We start from the raw sequence: 18,064 nt of genomic DNA, 5'->3' as shown, positions 1-18,064 counted from the left end.
CCGCCCGTCCCCCGGACCGGCCCTCCCTGTCCCTCACCCGCCCAGGGCCCGCACCCCCGCCGTCACCACCACGGCGGCCGCGACGACCAGCAGGAAAGGAGCCCGCAGTATGAGGGCGACGACGGCCGCGGCGAGCCCCGCGGCCCTCGCGTCCAGCACGAGCGCGTGCCCGTCCGCGAAGGTCTGTTGTGCGGTGAGGGCGGCGAGCAGGGCGACGGGGAGCAGGGCGGCGAACCGCCTGACGAGAGGCCGTTCGAGAAGGCCCGCGGGGACGAGCAGTCCGGCCAGCTTGACGGCATAGCAGCCGAGAGCGGTCGCGCCGATCGCGATCCAGGTGTTCAACGCTCCTCCTCCCCCGGGTCTACCCGGGGGGCCGTCCGACCGGCTCGGCACCGGCCCTCGAGGTACAGGACGACCGGCGCGGCGAGCGCGGCCATCAGCACCGGCACTCCGGCGGGCAGTACGGGGAGCAGGCCCAGCCCCAGGAGCGCCGCGAGCCCGGCGACGGCCCGCTCGGCGGTGGTCTGCAGCATGGGCGCGAGCAGCGCGAGGAAGACGGCAGGACCGGCCGCGTCGAGTCCCCACGCGTCCGTGTCCCCGATGGCCTCGGCGCCCAGGGCGCCCAGCAGCGTGGTGAGGTTCCACAGCACGTACAGCGTCAGCCCGGTGACGCCGAAGCCGATCCGCGCGGCACGCCGCCCGGTCTGGGCGAGCGAGACCGCCGCCGTCTCGTCGATCACCCATTGGGCGGCGAACGGGCGCACCACGCGCGCGAGCGCCAGCGACTGCGACAGACGCAAGCCGTAAAAGGCGTTGCGCACGCCCAGGAAGAAGGCGCCCGCGGCCGCCGTCAGGGGATTGCCACCCGCCGCCAGCGCCCCGACGAGCGCGAACTGGGACGCCCCCGTGAAGACGAGGAGACTGAGCGCGCAGGTCTGCCACACCGAGAGTCCGCTGCCCGCCGAGGTCACCCCGAAGGCGAACCCGGAGAGTCCTACGGCGACCCCGACCCCGAGGGCGTCCCGTACGACGGCGGCGTCCGGCCGTCCCCCGCCGCCGGAGCATATGTCCGTGAGAGCTGTCTGTTCTGCCACGACCACGAGGGTAGGAGCAGCCCTCCGGGCTGGTCTTGTACGTTCTTGCGCTCACGCTGGTACGCCCCTGGAGGAACTCCGACGATCCGGGCGAAATGGCGGTTGAGGTGCGGCTGGTCGGTGAACCCCACCTCGACGGCCGCCTCCGCGGGGGCGGTGCCCGCGTCCAGCAACCGCCGCGCCCGCCGCACACGGGCATCGGTCAGCCAGGCATGGGGCGGCAGGCCGTACGCGTCCCGGAAGGCCCGCAGCAGCGCGAACGAGCTGGTCCCCAGGTCCGCGGCCAGCTCCTCCAGCGTCGGCGGATCGGCCAGCCGCTCCTCCAGCACGCCACGCGCGCGTGCGGCGATCCGTGCCCCGGCCGACTTCACCTCCCGCTGCGGCAGCGGTCCGCCGTTGAGCCGCAGCAGCCGCGTCACAGCCACCCGCAGCAGCGTGTCGGCGGCCAGCGCGTTGCCCTCCTCAGCGGCTCGGAGCACCTGATGCACCAGCCCGACGGCGTACACGTCGTCCAGCACGGGGCTGACGAATCCCGGGGTGCCACGAAGGGTCGTGGTCTCGGCCGCGATCTCGGCCACCACGTCGGGCGACGGATAGACGGCCCCGTACCGCCAGCCCTCCGGCACCCCGGCGCGCCCGGTGTGCGGCGTGTCCGGGTTGACCAGTGCGAGCGCCCCCGCCCCCGCGTACTGATCGCCCCCACGGTGGTGAAAGACCTCCACGCCCTCGGCGATGGCGGCGATCACGAAGTGCTCGTGGGTGTGCCGCACGAAGGTCTTGTGGACATACCGGGCCCGCAGCAGATCGACACCGGGCAGCTCCGCATACCGCCAGTGCCGCGCCCTCTCATCCGAACCAGAACCCGAATGCACCACCCAACCATTCTCCGCGACACGCCACCGGACCACGCACCACCAGCCCACGCATCCCCGCGTCCCTGCGCCCCCGACCCACCGGGACGTCAGCCCCTTTGGCCCTCCGCCCCTCCACACCCCCGACCCACCGCACACCGGCGCCGCCGGATCGCAGCGCCACCGACTTACGACACCCCTGGCCACCGCACCCCCACCGCCCCACCAGGCCCCGGCGCACCGCGAACGCCGACAGCCCGGGCACGGAGGGGGCCGACGACCTCGGCCCGGGGACGCCGTATCCGCGCAGGTCAGAGCGATTGTCAGTGGTCGGGTGCAGGATGGACGCATGGTCAGCTCCGCACACCGAGCCCTCGACGGCTTCTCCCCCGCGACCCGCGGCTGGTTCACGGGGGCGTTCTCCGCGCCCACCGCGGCCCAGGCGGGCGCGTGGCAGGCCATCGGCGAGGGCGCGGACGTGCTGGTGGTGGCCCCGACCGGCTCCGGGAAAACCCTGGCCGCCTTTCTCGCCGCCCTGGACCAGCTCGCCTCGACACCCCCTCCCGCCGACCCGAAGAAGCGCTGCCGGGTCCTCTACGTCTCCCCTCTCAAAGCCCTCGCGGTCGACGTGGAGCGCAATCTGCGCAGCCCCCTGACCGGCATCCGTCAGGAGTCCGTGCGGCTCGGCCTGCCCGAGCCGGAGGTCAAGGTCGGCATCCGCTCCGGCGACACCCCGCCCGCCGAGCGCCGCGCGCTGTCCACCCGCCCCCCGGACATCCTGATCACGACCCCCGAGTCGCTGTTCCTGATGCTCACGTCGGCCACGCGCGACGCGCTGACGGGCATCGAGACGGTGATCCTGGACGAGGTGCACGCGGTGGCGGGCACCAAGCGCGGAGCGCACCTGGCGCTCTCCCTGGAGCGGCTGGACCAACTGCTGCCGAAGCCGGCCCGCCGCATCGGCCTCTCGGCCACGGTCCGGCCGGTCGACGAGGTGGCGCGGTACCTCTCCCCGCAGCGCAAGGTGGAGATCGTCCAGCCGAAGTCCGGCAAGGAGTTCGACCTCTCGGTCGTCGTCCCGGTGGAGGACCTGGGCGAGCTGGGCGGCTCCCCGGTCGCCGAAGGCTCGGAAGGGGCGGAGCGCCCGTCGATCTGGCCACATGTCGAGGAGCGGATCACCGACCTCGTCCAGGCCCACCGCTCCACCATCGTGTTCGCCAACTCCCGCCGTCTCGCCGAACGCCTGTGCAACCGGCTCAACGAGATCGCCTACGAGCGGGCCACCGGCGAGCCGCTGGGCGAGCACCACTCGCCCGCAGAGCTCATGGGCGGCTCGGGTGCGGCCCAGGGCGCCCCGCCCGTCATCGCGCGCGCCCACCACGGCTCGGTCTCGAAGGAACAGCGCGCGCTCGTGGAGGAGGACCTCAAGGCGGGCCGGCTGCCCGCCGTCGTGGCGACCTCAAGCCTCGAGCTCGGCATCGACATGGGCGCGGTGGATCTCGTCGTCCAGGTCGAGTCCCCGCCTTCGGTGGCCTCGGGCCTCCAGCGCGTCGGCCGCGCGGGGCACCAGGTGGGCGCGGTGTCCACCGGTGTGGTCTTCCCGAAGTACCGCGGTGACCTCGTCCAGGCGGCGGTGGTCACCGAGCGGATGCGCACCGGCTCGATCGAGTCCCTGAAGGTCCCCGCCAACCCTTTGGACGTCCTGGCGCAGCAGCTCGTCGCCATGACCGCGCTCGACACCTGGCAGGTCGACGACCTGCTGACCACGGTCCGCCGTGCCGCCCCGTTCGCCTCGCTCCCGGAGTCCGCGTTCACCGCGGTCCTGGACATGCTGGCCGGGCGCTACCCGTCCGACGCGTTCGCCGAGCTGCGCCCGCGCGTGGTGTGGGACCGCGTCGCCGGCACGATCACCGGCCGTCCCGGTGCCCAGCGTCTCGCCGTCACCTCCGGGGGCACGATCCCCGACCGCGGCCTGTTCGGCGTCTTCCTGGCGGGCGCCGACCCCAAGAAGGGCGGCGGCCGGGTCGGCGAGCTCGACGAGGAGATGGTGTACGAGTCGCGCGTGGGCGACGTCTTCACGCTCGGCACCAGCTCCTGGCGCATCGAGGACATCACCCGCGACCGCGTTCTGGTCTCCCCCGCCCCCGGCGTCCCGGGCCGTCTGCCGTTCTGGAAGGGCGACCAGCTGGGCCGCCCGCTGGAGCTCGGCCGCGCGGTGGGCGCGTTCCTGCGGGAGGTCGGCTCGCTGCCCAAGGAGGACGCCCGGCTCCGGCTGCTCACCGCGGGCCTGGACGCCTGGGCGGCCGACAACGTGATCTCCTACCTGGACGAGCAGCGCCAGGCCTGCGGACACGTCCCGGACGACCGCACGATCGTCGTGGAGCGCTTCCGGGACGAACTGGGTGACTGGCGGGTCGTCGTCCACTCCCCCTTCGGGGCCCAGGTGCACGCCCCATGGGCTCTCGCGCTGGGTGCCAAACTCTCCGAGCGCTACGGCATGGACGCCCAGGTCATGCACGCCGACGACGGCATCGTCCTGCGGCTGCCGGACGCCGACCTCATGAGCCTGGACCTGCTCGACCGGGAGCCGTCGAAGGCGGGGACGGAATACGACGCCGAGCAGGCACCGGTCGGCGCGGCCGACGTCGTCTTCGACAAGGGCGAGGTCGATCAGATCGTCACCGATCAGGTCGGCGGCTCGGCCCTGTTCGCGGCCCGCTTCCGCGAGTGCGCCGCCCGCGCGCTGCTGTTGCCGCGCCGCAACCCCGGCAAGCGCACCCCGCTGTGGCAGCAGCGCCAGCGCGCCGCCCAACTGCTCCAGGTGGCGAGCGAGTTCGGCTCGTTCCCGATCGTCCTGGAAGCGGTCCGCGAGTGCCTCCAGGACGTCTTCGACGTTCCCGGACTCGTGGAGCTGATGGGTGACCTGGAGGCCCGCAAGGTGCGCCTGGTCGAGGTCACCACTGCGGAGCCGTCACCCTTCGCCCGCTCCCTCCTCTTCGGTTACGTCGCCCAGTTCCTCTACGAGGGGGACTCCCCGCTCGCCGAGCGCCGTGCGGCCGCCCTCTCCCTGGACTCGCGTCTGCTGGCCGAGCTGCTCGGCCAGGCGGAGCTGCGCGAGCTGCTCGACGCCGAGGTCCTCACCGAACTGGAGCGGGAGCTCCAGTGGCTCACCGAGGACCGCCGGGTGAAGGACACCGAAGGCATCGCGGACCTCCTGCGCCTCCTCGGCCCGCTCACCGACGCCGAACTGGCCGAGCGCGGCGCCGAACCGCACTGGGCACAGGAGCTGGCCGCCGCCCGCCGCGCCATCCGGGTCCGTGTCGCGGGCGCCGACCACTGGGCCGCGATCGAGGACGCGGGGCGGCTTCGCGACGCGCTCGGCACGGCGCTCCCGGTAGGTGTGCCGGAAGCCTTCACGGAGCCGGTCAAGGACCCGCTCGGCGACCTTCTCGCGCGGTACGCCCGCACCCACGGACCGTTCACCTCGGCAGGCGCGGCCGGCCGCTTCGGCCTCGGCGTGGCGGTGACCGAGGGCGCCCTCCAGCGGCTCTCGGCCGGCGGGCGCGTCGTCCAGGGCGAGTTCCACCCGGCGGGCATCGGCCAGGAGTGGTGCGACGCGACGGTCCTGCGCAGGCTGCGCCGCCGCTCCCTGGCCGCCCTGCGGCACGAGCTGGAGCCGGTCCCGCCGCCCGCGCTCGCCCAGTTCCTGCCCCAGTGGCAGCACATCGGCAAGGGCCACTCCCTGCGCGGCACCGACGGACTGGTGCGCGCCGTCGAGCAGCTCCAGGGCGCTTCGGTGCCCGCCTCGGCCCTGGAGAGGCTCGTCCTGCCGTCCCGCGTGCGGGACTACACCCCCGCGATGCTCGACGAACTCACCGCGGCCGGAGAGGTGGTCTGGGCCGGAGCGGGCGCCCTCCCCGGCAAGGACGGCTGGATGTCCCTGTACGTGGCGGACGCGGCGCCCCTGCTCCTGCCGCAGCCCCACCCGCTGGAGCTGACGGCACTGCACCAGTCGGTCCTGGACACCCTCTCCGGGGGCTACGGCCTGTTCTTCCGCCAGATCGCCGACCAGGTCCGCGCCACCACGCACCCCGAGGCCACCGACCCGCAGCTCGCCGACACCGTCTGGGACCTGGCCTGGTCCGGTCGGCTCACCAACGACACGCTCACCCCCCTGCGCGCCCTGCTGGGCTCGGGGCGCACGGCCGGCTCCACGGCCCACCGCGCCAAGCGCAGCGTCCCGCGCGGTCGCTACGGCTCGCTGACGGCCGCGGCCCGCCCCGCCTCCCGCGGCGGCCCTCCGACCGTCGGCGGCCGCTGGTCCCTCCTTCCGGCCCCCGAGTCCGACCCGACGGTCCGCGCCCACGCCCTGGCCCGTACCCTCCTCGACCGGCACGGCGTGGTGACGCGGGGCGCGGTCGCGGCCGAGGGCGTCGAAGGCGGTTTCTCCGCGACGTACCGCATCCTGTCCGTCTTCGAGGAGAGCGGTCAGGCCCGTCGTGGGTATGTGGTCGAAGGCCTCGGCGCGGCACAGTTCGCCATGGACGGCGCCGTGGACCGACTGCGCGCGGTGGCCAACGCCCGCGACCGCGGCGAGCCGCTGCCCGCCCCGAACCCGGCGACGAGCCCCTCGGACGACTTCGCCTTCCCCGACGCCTTCCCGGCAGACACCTGGGACGTCCCCGGCCTCGACAGCCGTCCGCGCTCCCCCTTCGACGCCCCGGCAGCCCCCGCTTCGCCGGACGAGTACGTCTCCCCCCGCGACCTCGCCTCCCCGGGCGCCGGTGGCCCGCGCGGGGGCAGCGGCTTCCCGAACGGCTCAGGCGGCCCGTACGGCGCAGGCAGGCAGAACGGCTCGGACTACTCGACCGGCTCGGGCTTCCCCGACCACCGAGACCCCCGGCGCGCCCAGAACCGCAATCGCCACGGCACCACATCCGGCGTCTCCCGTGCCGTCGTCCTCGCCGCCGCCGACCCGGCGAACGCGTACGGCGCCGCCCTAGGGTGGCCCGAGCCACCCAGCGGCGCCGGGCACAAGCCGGGCCGCAAGGCCGGCTCCCTGGTGGTGCTCGTGGACGGCGAGCTGACGCTCTACATGGAGCGCGGCGGCAAGACCCTGCTGGCCTGGCCGTCCACCCCGGGCGCCGAGGACACCCCCACCGACGACCCACGCCTGCACACCGCCGCGGAGGCCCTCGCGGAGGCCGCGCGCGCGGGCTCCCTCGGCACGGTCACGGTCGAGCGCGTCAACGGCGCCTCGGCTCTCACCTCCCCCATCGGCACCCTCCTGGAAGGAGCGGGCTTCATCGCGACCCCTCGCGGCCTGCGACTGCGCGCATGACCGCCGCACCCCGTCCGGAGCGACTCGCATGTCACCCTTGACCCATGCCCGAAGGTGACACGGTCTGGCAGGCCGCGAGGCGCCTGCACGACGCCCTCGCGGGCAAGGTGCTGACCCGCTCGGATCTCCGGGTGCCCAAGTACGCCACCGCCGACCTCACCGGCCGCACCGTCCTGGACGTCACTCCGCGCGGCAAGCACCTCCTCACCCGCATCGAAGGCGACCTGACGCTCCACTCGCACCTGCGGATGGACGGCTCGTGGAAGGTCTTCACGAACGGCCAGCGCTGGACCGGCGGCCCGGCGCACCAGATCCGGGCGATCCTCGGCACCCACGACCGCACCGCCGTCGGTTACCGCCTCCCCGTCCTGGACCTGTTGCGCACCGCCGACGAGCCACGAGCCGTCGGGCACCTCGGCCCCGACCTGCTGGGCCCCGACTGGAACCCCGAGCAGGCCCTCACCAACCTCCTCGCGGACCCCGCCCGCTCCCTCGGCGAGGCCCTCCTCGACCAGCGCAACCTCGCCGGCATCGGCAACGTGTACAAGAGCGAGCTCAGCTTCCTCCTCGGCGTCACCCCATGGCTCCCCGTCGGCGCGCTCCCCGCCGACCGCGCCGCGAAGCTGCCCGCCCTCGCGAAGAAGCTCCTGGAGGCCAACCGCGACCAACCGGTCCGCAACACGACGGGCCGCCGCGGCCAGAACCTCTTCGTCTACGGCCGCGCACCCCGCCCCTGCCTGCGCTGTGGAACACAGGTCCGGGTCGCCGACCAGGGCGACGGCTCCCGCGAGCGCCCGACCTACTGGTGCCCCGCCTGCCAGACCGGTCCCGCCCCGGCACCCGGCTTCCCGCCGACGCGCCGCCTCCGCCCACGCACCAACCGGTGACGACCCTCGACGACCGCGCCCCGGATCCTCGTCGACCAGCCGGACGGGCCGGACGGGCCGGACGGGCCGGAGCCAAGCACTCGAGCGAGCAAGCCCGCCACAATTGACGGACCGTCAGAAATCCTCGTACCGTCCCTTCATGGCCGTCAAGGCGTACGACCTCACCGGACGCACCGCATTCGTCACCGGCGCCGCGAGCGGAATCGGCCGCGCCTGCGCCGTACTTCTCGCCGAGGCGGGCGCCACCGTGCACGGCGCGGACCGCGACGAACAGGGCCTGCACGAAACGGCGACGCTGATCAAGGACCGGGGCGGCACGGCCCGCATCCACCATCTCGACGTCACCGACCGCGTCCAGGTCCGGCAGGCCGTCGAGTCCTGCGAGCGACTCGACGTCATGGCCGCCGTCGCCGGGATCATGCACAGCAGTCCGGTCCTGGACACCCGGGACGAGGACCTCGACCGGGTCCTGGCCGTCAACTTCAAGGGCGTGCTGTACGCCTGCCAGGAGGCGGCCCGCCTGATGCTGGCGCGCGACACCGGCGGCAGCATCGTCACCATGGCCTCGGGCGCGGTGGACACCGGCGGCCCCGGTCTGCTCTGCTACGGCGTCGCCAAGGCGGCCGTGGTCCAGCTGACGAAGACCCTGGCGACGGAGGTCGGCCGGCACGGCATCCGCGTCAACGCCGTCGCCCCGGGCTGGATCCGCACCCCCATGACCGACCGCCACGACCCCGGCGCACAGGCGCACACCGAGGCGCTCATGGCCCGCATGTCGCCCCTGGGCCGGGTCGGCGAACCGGAGGACATCGCCCACGCCGTTCTCCACCTGGCCTCGGACGCGTCGGCATTCACCACGGGCCAGATCCTCCGCCCGAACGGCGGCGTAGCAATGCCCTGGTAACACCACACCACGGCCCCTCGACGAACCACCCCGGCAGGCTCCGCTCCCACCCCCCTGCCGACCCCCACCGCGCCCGCGCCCACTCGCGCCCCGAACCTGCCTCCCAGGCCCACCACGCCCGCACTCCGCCCCGCCTCGGCCCACCCCCGGCCTCGCAGCCGCATCCCGGCCGCACCGCGCCACCAAGGGGCCCCACCCTGATCCGAATCGCCGCCCGCACGGCCAGCACCCTCCGGAGGGCAACATCGGCCTCCTCTGCAGTCCCTCCCACAACGAGCTCCCCGGCACCCAGCCCTCTCCTCAGCGCTCAGCCCTCAGCCCTCAGCCCTCAGCCGACGCTCCCCGCCGTCGGTGACGCCATCAGCCCGCCCGGCCCCACGGCCTCGTTCCAGCCGTAGGCGAAAAGTCACCGGGCCGAGCATCACCTCAGCCCCTCCCACAGCCCCGCGCCAAGCGCGCGAGGGCAGCACAGCCCAAACAGCCCAGCCACCCGCCCGAAGGCATCCCACCCCCACCCCGAGGCATCTACCCCCGTGCCTCCCCCGCCGCGCCGCCCCCGCCCCCCGCGCCACCCCCGACTCTCCCGCCACCCCCGGCTTCCCCGCCGCCCGCGACCCCCCGCCAAGCAGCCCTCCATCGCCCCTCCCCGACCGCCCCCACCGCGCGGGCCTTGGCCACGCAGTGCACGGGCAGCAGGCTCAGCCCCCACCCTCCGGCGGCGACCGCCCCCTCCAGCACGCCGGCGTCCGGCGCCAAGGCGAGCCTCAGCACGGCCCACCACCACACCGTGCCCAACCCGAGGCCGAGCCCCAGCACGGCGCCGCGCTCCGCTATTCGCCCCACCACGGCCGTCACCTCCAGCCCGAGCCTCACCACGACACCCAGTAACCCCCCGGTGCCTCCGCAGAGGCCGACGCTAGAGGTCCGTCCCGACCCCCGGCAGGGCGCACGGGCGGCACATCGGCGCATCAGGCGAGCCAGGTCGCCGCCCGCGCCCCTGCCGCCTCACACGCTCTCCGCCTGGAACATCCAGTGGTGCTTCTCGAGATCGGCGGTGATCCCGATGAAGATGTCCTGGCTCACCGGATCCGCGTCACCCGTGGCCGCCACCCGATCCCGCATCCGGGTGATCACCGCGCCCAGAGCGGCGACGAGCGTGCTCACCGCGTCGGCGTCCTTGATCCAGCCCGCCGCCACCGCACTGATCCCGCTGCCGGCCGCCACCGTCGCCGCACGTCCGTCCGGTGAGACGCCAAGGGCCGACGCACGCTCCGCCACGGTGTCGGAGTGGGCGCGGGCAACGTCCACGACCTCGTCGAGTTGGAGGTGGACGGACCGGAAACGGGGCCCGACGACGTTCCAGTGGACCTGCTTGGCGACGAGCGACAGGTCGACCAGGTCCACGAGCGCGCCCTGCAACGCCTCCGCGACGGTCTTCAGATCGGCGTCGGACAGGGGACTCTTGACGACGTTCATCGGTACCTCCGGTGTTTGGCCCCCGAGATGCCCCTCCACGATGACCTCGGCACCCCGCACCGGCAAACGGACGACAGACGCGAAGAACCCCGACCGCACCTTCTCCGGGTCTCCCCGGAGAAGCCCCGGCCGGGGCCTCACACATGCTTTCCTACGTGCCTGTGTCGCGTCACACACCCACGCGTCACACGCCCGTGCGCGTGAATGTCACGCGGCGACCACGTCCACCGCCTCGGCGGGGGCCTTGATGGTCACCCGCTCCGGTGGCACACCGGTCACCGACACGGAACCCAGCATCGGACGAACCGACGCCGGTACAGGCTCGCGGGGGGTGGCGGCAGCAGACTGAGCCAGCTCGGCGAGAGCGAGCTCGTCGCTCACTTCCCGCATGAGCTCGGACATCCGTACGTCCAGCGCGTCGCAGATGGCGGAGAGCAGCTCGGAGGAAGCCTCCTTCTGCCCCCGCTCCACCTCGGAGAGATAGCCGAGTGAGACTCGGGCGGACGAGGAGACTTCGCGCAGAGTACGGCCCTGGCGCTGGCGCTGCCGACGCAGCACGTCACCCAGCAGGCGACGGAGCAGAATCATCGGTGGCTCCCTCCTCGGACCGCGTAGCCGCATCCTTCACGCCCCACCGTACCGCCTTGCGCTGCGGCCGTGCGGGGAGCGATGTCGTGTTCACTCAGGGCTGCAAACATCAAAACCCCCCGTTCTGTTCCGTATCCTGTGCCCGCTCATTCCCGGTGTGCTCGCCCGCAAGCTCTGTCAGGAGCAGTGCGAGTACGCTCCGTACACTCTCTCTACGAATTTCCGCCCGGTCGCCGTTCAACCGCAGGGCCTCCACTTTTCCGCCGCCGGCGGAACCGGAATCCGCCCGGAACGGGCCGTCCACCGCCACGAAAACCGTCCCGACCGGCTGTCCGTCCTGTGGGTCGGGGCCGGCGACACCCGTGGTCGCGATGCCCCAGTCGGCTCCCAGCGCCTTCCGCACTCCGGCGGCCATCTGGGCCGCGACCTGCGCGTCCACGGCCCCGCGCGCGGCCAGCAGGTCCGCGTCGACCGCGAGCAGTGCGTGCTTGAGGTCGGTGGCGTAGGCGGTGACGGAACCACGGAAGACCCTGGACGCGCCGGGGACCGAGGTGATCTCCGCCGCGACCAGGCCACCGGTCAGCGACTCGGCCACGGCGAGGGTCGCTTCGTTCACCGTGAGTAGTCGCACCACGTCGGTGGCCGGAGAATTCACGCTTGCGTCTCCTCCGACGCGGCCTTGCGCTCGGCGATTCCCTGCCTGCGCAGCACAACGGCCTGCCTTACGTAGTCGAGCCCGGTCACCACGGTCAGGACGACCGCCGCGGCCATCACCCACCACCGCAGGGTGGCCAGCCAGCCCGTCAGCGCCAGGACGTACATCCCGACCGCCACGCCCTGCGTGAGCGTCTTCAGCTTGCCGCCCCGGCTCGCCGGGATGACCCCGTACCGGATGACCAGGAAACGCAGGAGCGTGATCCCGAGTTCCCGGCCGAGGATCACGATCGTCACCCACCACGGCAGGTCGCCGAGCGAGGAGAGGCAGATCAGCGCCGCTCCCATGATCGCCTTGTCGGCGATGGGGTCGGCGATCTTCCCGAAGTCGGTGACGAGGTTGTACGTCCGCGCGATGTGCCCGTCGAACAGGTCGGTGATCATGGCGATCGCGAAGGCCGCCCAGGCGAACGCACGCCATGCCGGGTCGTAGCCGCCGTCGGCCAGCATCAGCGCGACGAAACCGGGCACCAGGATCAGCCGAAGCATCGTCAGCAGATTGGCGATGTTCCAGACGCTCGCCTGGTTGACGGCGGCGGCCGCCAGCTTCGCGCCCCTCGGCGGCCTGCCGGCATCCTCCGGATCGGCGATCGCGGCCGCATCGGCAGTCACTTCGGAGGGAACCACCACGGCACCCGCCACCTGTGCGGCCTGCGAAGCCTGGGGACCCGGTGAGGTCTGCGAAGCCGGTGAAGCCTGCGAGGAGCCGCCCGCAGCCGATGCCGGAACACCCGTCATCTGCCCGCCTCCTCGCTACACCCGAACGAGCCCGGCAGGGGCTCGGCCACCAGGTCGACACCTTCCGTACCGACCACCTTCGCCTCGACCATACGACCGACGCTCAGGTTTCCGCCCGATGTGAGCAGCACCTGTCCGTCCGTCTCCGGAGCCTGGTGCTCCCCACGGCCGTGCACGCCCTCCTCGTCCACCGACTCGACCAGTACGTGCACGGTCTCGCCGACCCGCTCCTCGGCCCGCTGCGAGACGAGTTCCTCGGCGAGCCGGGAGACCCGGGCGAGCCGCTCGGCCACGACGTCCACGTCGAGCTTGTCGTCGTACGTCGCGGCCTCGGTGCCGTCCTCGTCGGAGTAGCCGAAGACACCGATCGCGTCGAGGCGGGCGCCGTTCAGGAAGCGCTCCAGCTCGGCCAGGTCGGCCTCGGACTCACCGGGGAAGCCCACGATGAAGTTGGAGCGCACACCCGCCTGGGGCGCCTTGCTCCGGATGGTGTCGAGCAGTTCCAGGAAGCGGTCGGTGTCGCCGAAGCGGCGCATCGCGCGCAGCACGCCGGGCGCCGAGTGCTGGAAGGACAGGTCGAAGTAGGGCGCGATCTTCGGCGTCGAGGTCAGCACGTCGATCAGACCGGGCCGCATCTCGGCCGGCTGGAGGTAGCTGACCCGAACCCGCTCGAGGCCGTCGACCTCCGCCAGCTCGGGCAGCAGCGACTCCAGCAGCCGGATGTCGCCGAGGTCCTTGCCGTAGGAGGTGTTGTTCTCGGAGACCAGCATGATCTCCTTGACCCCCTGCTCGGCCAGCCACCGCGTCTCGTTCAGCACGTCGCTCGGCCGCCGCGAGATGAAGGAGCCGCGGAAGGACGGGATGGCGCAGAAGGAGCAGCGCCGGTCGCAGCCGGAGGCGAGCTTGACCGAGGCGACCGGGGCGCCGTCGAGCCTGCGGCGCAGGGGCGCGCGGGGGCCGGAGGCCGGGGCGACACCCTCGGGAAGATCGTTCGGCCCGTGGCCGGGCAGGGCCACCGAGGCGGCCGACTCCTGCCGCTCCGCCGGGCTGATCGGCAGCAGCTTGCGCCGGTCGCGCGGGGTGTGGGAGGCGTGGATGCCGCCGTTCAGGATGGTCTGGAGGCGGTCGGAGATGTCGGAGTAGTCGTCGAAGCCGAGCACACCGTCGGCCTCGGGCAGGGCGTCGGCGAGTTCCTTGCCGTACCGCTCGGCCATGCAGCCCACCGCCACGACGGCCTGGGTTCTGCCATGCCCCTTGAGGTCATTGGCCTCCAGCAGGGCGTCGACGGAGTCCTTCTTGGCGGCGTCGACGAAGCCGCAGGTGTTGACGACGGCCACGTCCGCGTCCTCGGCGTCCTCCACGAGCTGCCAGCCGTCCGCCTCCAAACGGCCTGCGAGCTCCTCCGAGTCCACCTCGTTACGGGCGCAGCCAAGGGTGACGAGTGCGACGGTACGGCGTTCAGGCATGGGCTCAAGACTACTTTGTCCCACCGACACCGAACGTCGACGGGGTTGGCGATCTTCGCCAACCCCGTACACCCGAAGGCACGCCTGGCCTATCCGACCTTGGGGTCGCCCTTCGTGTACGTCAGCCGCTCCACGGCGCCGGGCCGGAAGTCGTCGTCGAGCTTCTTGCCGTTGACGTAGAGATCGATCGCGCCTGCGTCACCGAGGACGAGGTTGATCTTCTCGCTGTCCTGGAAGGTCTTGGACTGGCCCTGCTTGAGCAGGCCGTCGAAGAGCAGCCGGCCGTTGTGGTCCTTGGCGGCGACCCAGCTGCGGCCGTCCGCGGCGCTGACCTGGACGGTCACCTTGTCCTGCGGGGCCGCGGCGATGGCGCTGTCGGAGGGTTCCGGCTTCTCGCCGACGGGCTTGTCGGTCTTCGTCGTGGGTGAGGCGGTCTTGCCGGTCACGGGGGTGGTGCCCTCGGCGACCTGTTCCTTCGACCCGTCGTCGTCGCCGCCCGTGAAGGCGGTGAAGCCGACGAAGCCGACCACGGCGACGATCGCGGCGACCATGGCCGCGGTCCAGTTCGGCCCGCGCCGCTCGGGGCGGATTCGTTCCGCCTCGAAGAGAGGCGCGGCCGGGGTCGGTGCCGGACGGCCGCCGTGGGTGTCGTCGTACCGCTCGATCAGCGGGGCGGGGTCGAGGTGGACGACCCTGGCCAGGGTCCGGATGTGCCCGCGGGCATAGACGTCCCCGCCACAGACGGCGAAGTCGTCGGACTCGATGGCGCGGACGATGGCGATGCGGACCCGGGTGGCGGAACTGACGTCATCGACGGTCAGCCCCGCCGTGATGCGGGCCTGCTTCAGGGCGCGGCCGATGGAGAAGGGGGCTTCCTCGGACGGGTCTTCGAACGGACGCTCGTCTTCAGGGGAGTTGCCGATGGACACGGGGGCGCCTTTCGAGCGTGTAGCCACCTGTGCTGGAGGTTCAGTCTAGGGGGGGTGCCAAAGGGAGGGGCAACCGGGCGGTACGACTTTGTACGCCATCGGTATGGCCGGTCACACCGATGACGGGCCGGTTACGGCCCCGGCGGGGAGCCGCACCTGTCCTCTCGCTCAACTGGACGTATGCCAAAGGGAAACGGTTGCCCACTGCTCTCTAACGGGTGAGTCACGGCCGGCCACCCCTTCCCTGACGGACGTCTACCCCCCAGAATCCCCCCGGATCACGGCGAGCACGCCGTCCAACTCGTCCGGCTTCACGAGAACGTCACGCGCCTTGGAACCCTCGCTGGGCCCGACGATGTTCCGCGACTCCATGAGGTCCATCAGCCGGCCGGCCTTGGCGAAGCCGACGCGCAGCTTGCGCTGGAGCATGGACGTCGATCCGAACTGGGTGGAGACGACCAGCTCGGCCGCCTGGCACAGCAGGTCGAGGTCGTCGCCGATGTCCTCGTCGATCTCCTTCTTCTGCTTGGTGCCCACCGTGACGTCGTCCCGGAAGACCGGCGCCATCTGGTCCTTGCAGTGCTGTACGACGGCCGCGACCTCGGCCTCGGTCACGAAGGCGCCCTGCATACGGGTCGGCTTGTTCGCGCCCATCGGCAGGAACAGTCCGTCGCCCTTGCCGATCAGTTTCTCGGCGCCGGGCTGGTCGAGGATGACGCGCGAGTCGGCGAGCGAGGAGGTGGCGAAGGCGAGCCGCGAGGGCACGTTCGCCTTGATCAGGCCGGTGACGACGTCGACGGACGGGCGCTGGGTGGCGAGCACCAGGTGGATGCCGGCCGCGCGCGCGAGCTGCGTGATGCGCACGATCGAGTCCTCGACGTCACGCGGCGCGACCATCATCAGGTCGGCGAGCTCGTCGACGATCACCAGCAGGTAGGGGTAGGGCTGAAGCTCGCGCTCGCTGCCCTCGGGCGGCTTGACCTTGCCGTTCCTTATGGCCGCGTTGAAGTCGTCGATGTGCCGGAAGCCGTACGCCGCCAGGTCGTCGTAGCGCAGGTCCATCTCGCGTACGACCCACTGCAGCGCCTCGGCGGCCCGCTTCGGGTTGGTGATGATCGGCGTGATCAGGTGGGGGATGCCCTCGTAGGCGGTCAGTTCGACGCGCTTGGGGTCGATCAGGACCAGCCGCACGTCCTCCGGGGTCGCGCGGACCATGATCGACGTGATCAGGCAGTTGATGCAGGACGACTTGCCGGAACCGGTGGCTCCGGCCACCAGGACGTGCGGCATCTTCGCCATGTTGGCCATCACGTAGCCGCCCTCGACGTCCTTGCCGAGCGCCACCAGCATCGGGTGGTCGTCCTCGGCCGCGTCCGCGAGCCGCAGCACGTCGCCGAGGTTGACCATCTCCCGGTCGGTGTTCGGGATCTCGATGCCGACCGCGGACTTGCCGGGGATCGGGCTGATGATCCGCACGTCGGGGCTGGCGACGGCGTACGCGATGTTCTTCGCCAGCGCGGTGATCCGCTCGACCTTCACGGCCGGGCCGAGCTCGATCTCGTAGCGGGTGACCGTCGGCCCGCGCGTGAAGCCCGTGACGGCCGCGTCGACCTTGAACTCGGTGAAGACGTTCGTCAGCGAGGCGACGACGGCGTCGTTGGCCGCGCTGCGCGCCTTGCCGGGCCCGCCGCGCTCCAGGAGGTCGAGCGAGGGCAGCGAGTAGGTGATGTCGCCGGACAGCTGGAGCTGCTCCGCGCGCGGCGGGAGCTCGCGCGCCTCCTGGGGGGCCGACTTGGTCAGGTCGGGGACCGCTCCCCCACCCGTCTTGAGCTTCTGCTGCTTGGGCCGGGAGGCCGGGGCCGGAACGGGCGTCGGCGTGGTCGGCTCCCCGTCGCCGACACTCACCCCCTGGGTGAGGTCGGCGACGATCCGCGAGGGCGGCATGCCGTGCAGGACTGCGCCGTCGAGGTCGGCCGCGGCGGCCGCGGCGATGTCCACCGCGTCCAGCCGCCGGTCCATGGCAGGCTGCGGCACCGCGGAGCGCCTGGGGCGGCCGCGCCGCCGGGAGAGCGCCTCCTGCTCGGCGTCCTCGGAGTCGTACGCCTCGGCGGCGCCCGAGCGTCGCCGAGGGCGCCCGGGCAGCGCCTCGCGCCACTGCTCGTCGTAGCGCTCGTCGTCGTCGAGGTCGTCGTACTCGTCCGCCGCCGGGTCGTGCAGCACCCCCAGCCGCACCCCGAGCTGCCGAAGCCGCTGCGGGATGGCGTTGACCGGGGTCGCCGTGACGACCAGCAGCCCGAAGACGGTGAGCAGCACCAGCAGCGGTACGGCGAGGACCTCGCCCATGGTGTACGTCAGCGGGGTCGCCGCACCCCAGCCGATGAGTCCGCCCGCGTCCCTTATCGCCTGCATGCCGTGGCTGCGGGCGGGCGCGCCGCAGGCGATGTGGACCTGGCCGAGCACGCCGATGACGAGCGCGGAGAGGCCGATCACGATACGGCCGTTGGCCTCGGGCTTCTCGGGGTGCCGGACGAAGCGCACGGCGATGACCGCCAGCAGGATCGGCACCAGCAGGTCGAGCCGCCCGAAGGAGCCGGTCACCAGGATCTCGACGAGGTCGCCGACAGGGCCGCGCAGGTCGGCCCAGGTCCCCGCGGCGACGATCAGCGCGAGGCCGAACAGCAGCAGCGCGACGCCGTCCTTGCGGTGCGCCGGGTCGAGGTTCTTCGCGCCGTTCCCTATGCCGCGGAACACGGCGCCGACGGCGTGCGCCAGTCCGAGCCAGATGGCGCGCACCAGCCGGTAGACGCCCCCGGTGGGACTGGGCGCCGGCGCGGGCACGGGTTTCTTGGCCGCGGCTTTCCTGGCGGGCGCCTTCTTCACCGGGGCCTTTTTGGCGGCGGCCCTCTTCGCCGGAGCCTTCGCGGGAGCGGCCGCCTTCTTGGCGGGCTGCTTCTTGGCTGCGGACGGACGTGAGGCCATGGGTGTGAGGTTACCGGTGGAGACCACTGCGGACACGTGTGCCCACTGCTTCACCCGTTCGTGTCGCCCTCCCGAAGGCGCGGAACTGACACGTCCG

At 72.5% G+C, this 18,064-nt stretch carries 14 protein-coding genes; 3 read left to right on the top strand and 11 right to left on the bottom strand.

What is annotated here, in order from left to right:
- Positions 1 to 33: 33 nt before the first annotated feature.
- Genes OG736_RS31840 through OG736_RS31830 form a run of 3 tightly spaced genes read right to left on the bottom strand, consistent with a single transcriptional unit; the run spans position 34 to position 1,966 of the window.
- Positions 34 to 342: an AzlD domain-containing protein gene (locus OG736_RS31840; RefSeq protein WP_327185417.1), complete on the bottom strand. Its 309-nt coding sequence runs from the start codon at positions 340 to 342 to the stop codon at positions 34 to 36.
- The gene (locus OG736_RS31835) at positions 339 to 1,094 is read right to left on the bottom strand and encodes an AzlC family ABC transporter permease (RefSeq protein ID WP_327185416.1); all 756 of its coding nucleotides are present in this window, start codon (positions 1,092 to 1,094) and stop codon (positions 339 to 341) included. The genes OG736_RS31840 and OG736_RS31835 overlap by 4 nt, the downstream gene beginning before the upstream one ends.
- Positions 995 to 1,966, bottom strand: a complete 972-nt coding sequence (locus tag OG736_RS31830) for an AraC family transcriptional regulator (RefSeq protein ID WP_327185415.1) — start codon at positions 1,964 to 1,966, stop codon at positions 995 to 997. Before OG736_RS31830 ends, OG736_RS31835 begins: the two co-directional genes overlap by 100 nt.
- A gap of 328 nt (positions 1,967 to 2,294) precedes the next feature.
- On the opposite strand from OG736_RS31830, the gene OG736_RS31825 reads away from it, so the two are divergent.
- The 3 genes from OG736_RS31825 (at position 2,295) to OG736_RS31815 (ending at position 9,077) form a co-directional block, all read left to right on the top strand.
- Entirely contained in the window at positions 2,295 to 7,286 is a 4,992-nt protein-coding gene (locus tag OG736_RS31825; protein ID WP_327185414.1) for an ATP-dependent helicase, read from the top strand.
- 44 nt (positions 7,287 to 7,330) lie between these two features.
- Positions 7,331 to 8,173: an Fpg/Nei family DNA glycosylase gene (locus OG736_RS31820; RefSeq protein WP_327185413.1), complete on the top strand. Its 843-nt coding sequence runs from the start codon at positions 7,331 to 7,333 to the stop codon at positions 8,171 to 8,173.
- 139 nt (positions 8,174 to 8,312) lie between these two features.
- Positions 8,313 to 9,077 carry an SDR family NAD(P)-dependent oxidoreductase gene (locus OG736_RS31815; protein WP_327185412.1) on the top strand — a complete coding sequence of 255 codons (765 nt, stop codon included), beginning with the start codon at positions 8,313 to 8,315 and terminating at the stop codon, positions 9,075 to 9,077.
- A gap of 525 nt (positions 9,078 to 9,602) precedes the next feature.
- Here the strand turns inward: OG736_RS31815 and OG736_RS31810 are convergent.
- The 8 genes from OG736_RS31810 to OG736_RS31775 all read right to left on the bottom strand — a co-directional run bounded on the left by OG736_RS31810 (position 9,603) and on the right by OG736_RS31775 (position 17,967).
- Positions 9,603 to 9,911, bottom strand: a complete 309-nt coding sequence (locus OG736_RS31810; protein WP_442817199.1) for a hypothetical protein — start codon at positions 9,909 to 9,911, stop codon at positions 9,603 to 9,605.
- Between the two features lie 171 nt (positions 9,912 to 10,082).
- Positions 10,083 to 10,553, bottom strand: coding sequence for a Dps family protein (locus tag OG736_RS31805; protein ID WP_327185411.1), 471 nt, complete (start codon positions 10,551 to 10,553; stop codon positions 10,083 to 10,085).
- 207 nt (positions 10,554 to 10,760) lie between these two features.
- The gene (locus OG736_RS31800) at positions 10,761 to 11,141 is read right to left on the bottom strand and encodes a helix-turn-helix domain-containing protein (protein WP_020125026.1); all 381 of its coding nucleotides are present in this window, start codon (positions 11,139 to 11,141) and stop codon (positions 10,761 to 10,763) included.
- Positions 11,142 to 11,250: 109 nt separating this feature from the next.
- Positions 11,251 to 11,796, bottom strand: a complete 546-nt coding sequence (locus OG736_RS31795) for a CinA family protein (protein WP_327185410.1) — start codon at positions 11,794 to 11,796, stop codon at positions 11,251 to 11,253.
- Entirely contained in the window at positions 11,793 to 12,593 is an 801-nt protein-coding gene (pgsA, locus tag OG736_RS31790) for a CDP-diacylglycerol--glycerol-3-phosphate 3-phosphatidyltransferase (protein WP_327185409.1), read from the bottom strand. The genes OG736_RS31795 and pgsA overlap by 4 nt, the downstream gene beginning before the upstream one ends.
- Entirely contained in the window at positions 12,590 to 14,059 is a 1,470-nt protein-coding gene (gene rimO / locus OG736_RS31785; RefSeq protein WP_327185408.1) for a 30S ribosomal protein S12 methylthiotransferase RimO, read from the bottom strand. Before rimO ends, pgsA begins: the two co-directional genes overlap by 4 nt.
- A gap of 89 nt (positions 14,060 to 14,148) precedes the next feature.
- Positions 14,149 to 14,988, bottom strand: coding sequence for a helix-turn-helix domain-containing protein (locus OG736_RS31780; RefSeq protein ID WP_327185407.1), 840 nt, complete (start codon positions 14,986 to 14,988; stop codon positions 14,149 to 14,151).
- Between the two features lie 255 nt (positions 14,989 to 15,243).
- The gene (locus tag OG736_RS31775) at positions 15,244 to 17,967 is read right to left on the bottom strand and encodes a DNA translocase FtsK (protein WP_327185406.1); all 2,724 of its coding nucleotides are present in this window, start codon (positions 17,965 to 17,967) and stop codon (positions 15,244 to 15,246) included.
- Between the last annotated feature and the right edge of the window lie 97 nt (positions 17,968 to 18,064).

Source organism: Streptomyces sp. NBC_01334 (genome assembly GCF_035983595.1).
GTDB lineage: Bacteria > Actinomycetota > Actinomycetes > Streptomycetales > Streptomycetaceae > Streptomyces > Streptomyces coriariae.
The sequence above is the reverse complement of the archived record's forward strand: the minus strand, read 5'-3'. Positions and strand labels throughout refer to the sequence as shown.

Coding starts and splice junctions, on each gene's coding strand:
- OG736_RS31825 (WP_327185414.1), top strand. CDS start 2,295: ATGGTCAGCTCCGCACACCGAGCCCTCGACGGCTTCTCCCCCGCGACC.
- OG736_RS31820 (WP_327185413.1), top strand. CDS start 7,331: ATGCCCGAAGGTGACACGGTCTGGCAGGCCGCGAGGCGCCTGCACGAC.
- OG736_RS31815 (WP_327185412.1), top strand. CDS start 8,313: ATGGCCGTCAAGGCGTACGACCTCACCGGACGCACCGCATTCGTCACC.
- OG736_RS31805 (WP_327185411.1), bottom strand. CDS start 10,553: ATGAACGTCGTCAAGAGTCCCCTGTCCGACGCCGATCTGAAGACCGTC.
- OG736_RS31800 (WP_020125026.1), bottom strand. CDS start 11,141: ATGATTCTGCTCCGTCGCCTGCTGGGTGACGTGCTGCGTCGGCAGCGC.
- pgsA (WP_327185409.1), bottom strand. CDS start 12,593: ATGACGGGTGTTCCGGCATCGGCTGCGGGCGGCTCCTCGCAGGCTTCA.
- rimO (WP_327185408.1), bottom strand. CDS start 14,059: ATGCCTGAACGCCGTACCGTCGCACTCGTCACCCTTGGCTGCGCCCGT.
- OG736_RS31775 (WP_327185406.1), bottom strand. CDS start 17,967: ATGGCCTCACGTCCGTCCGCAGCCAAGAAGCAGCCCGCCAAGAAGGCG.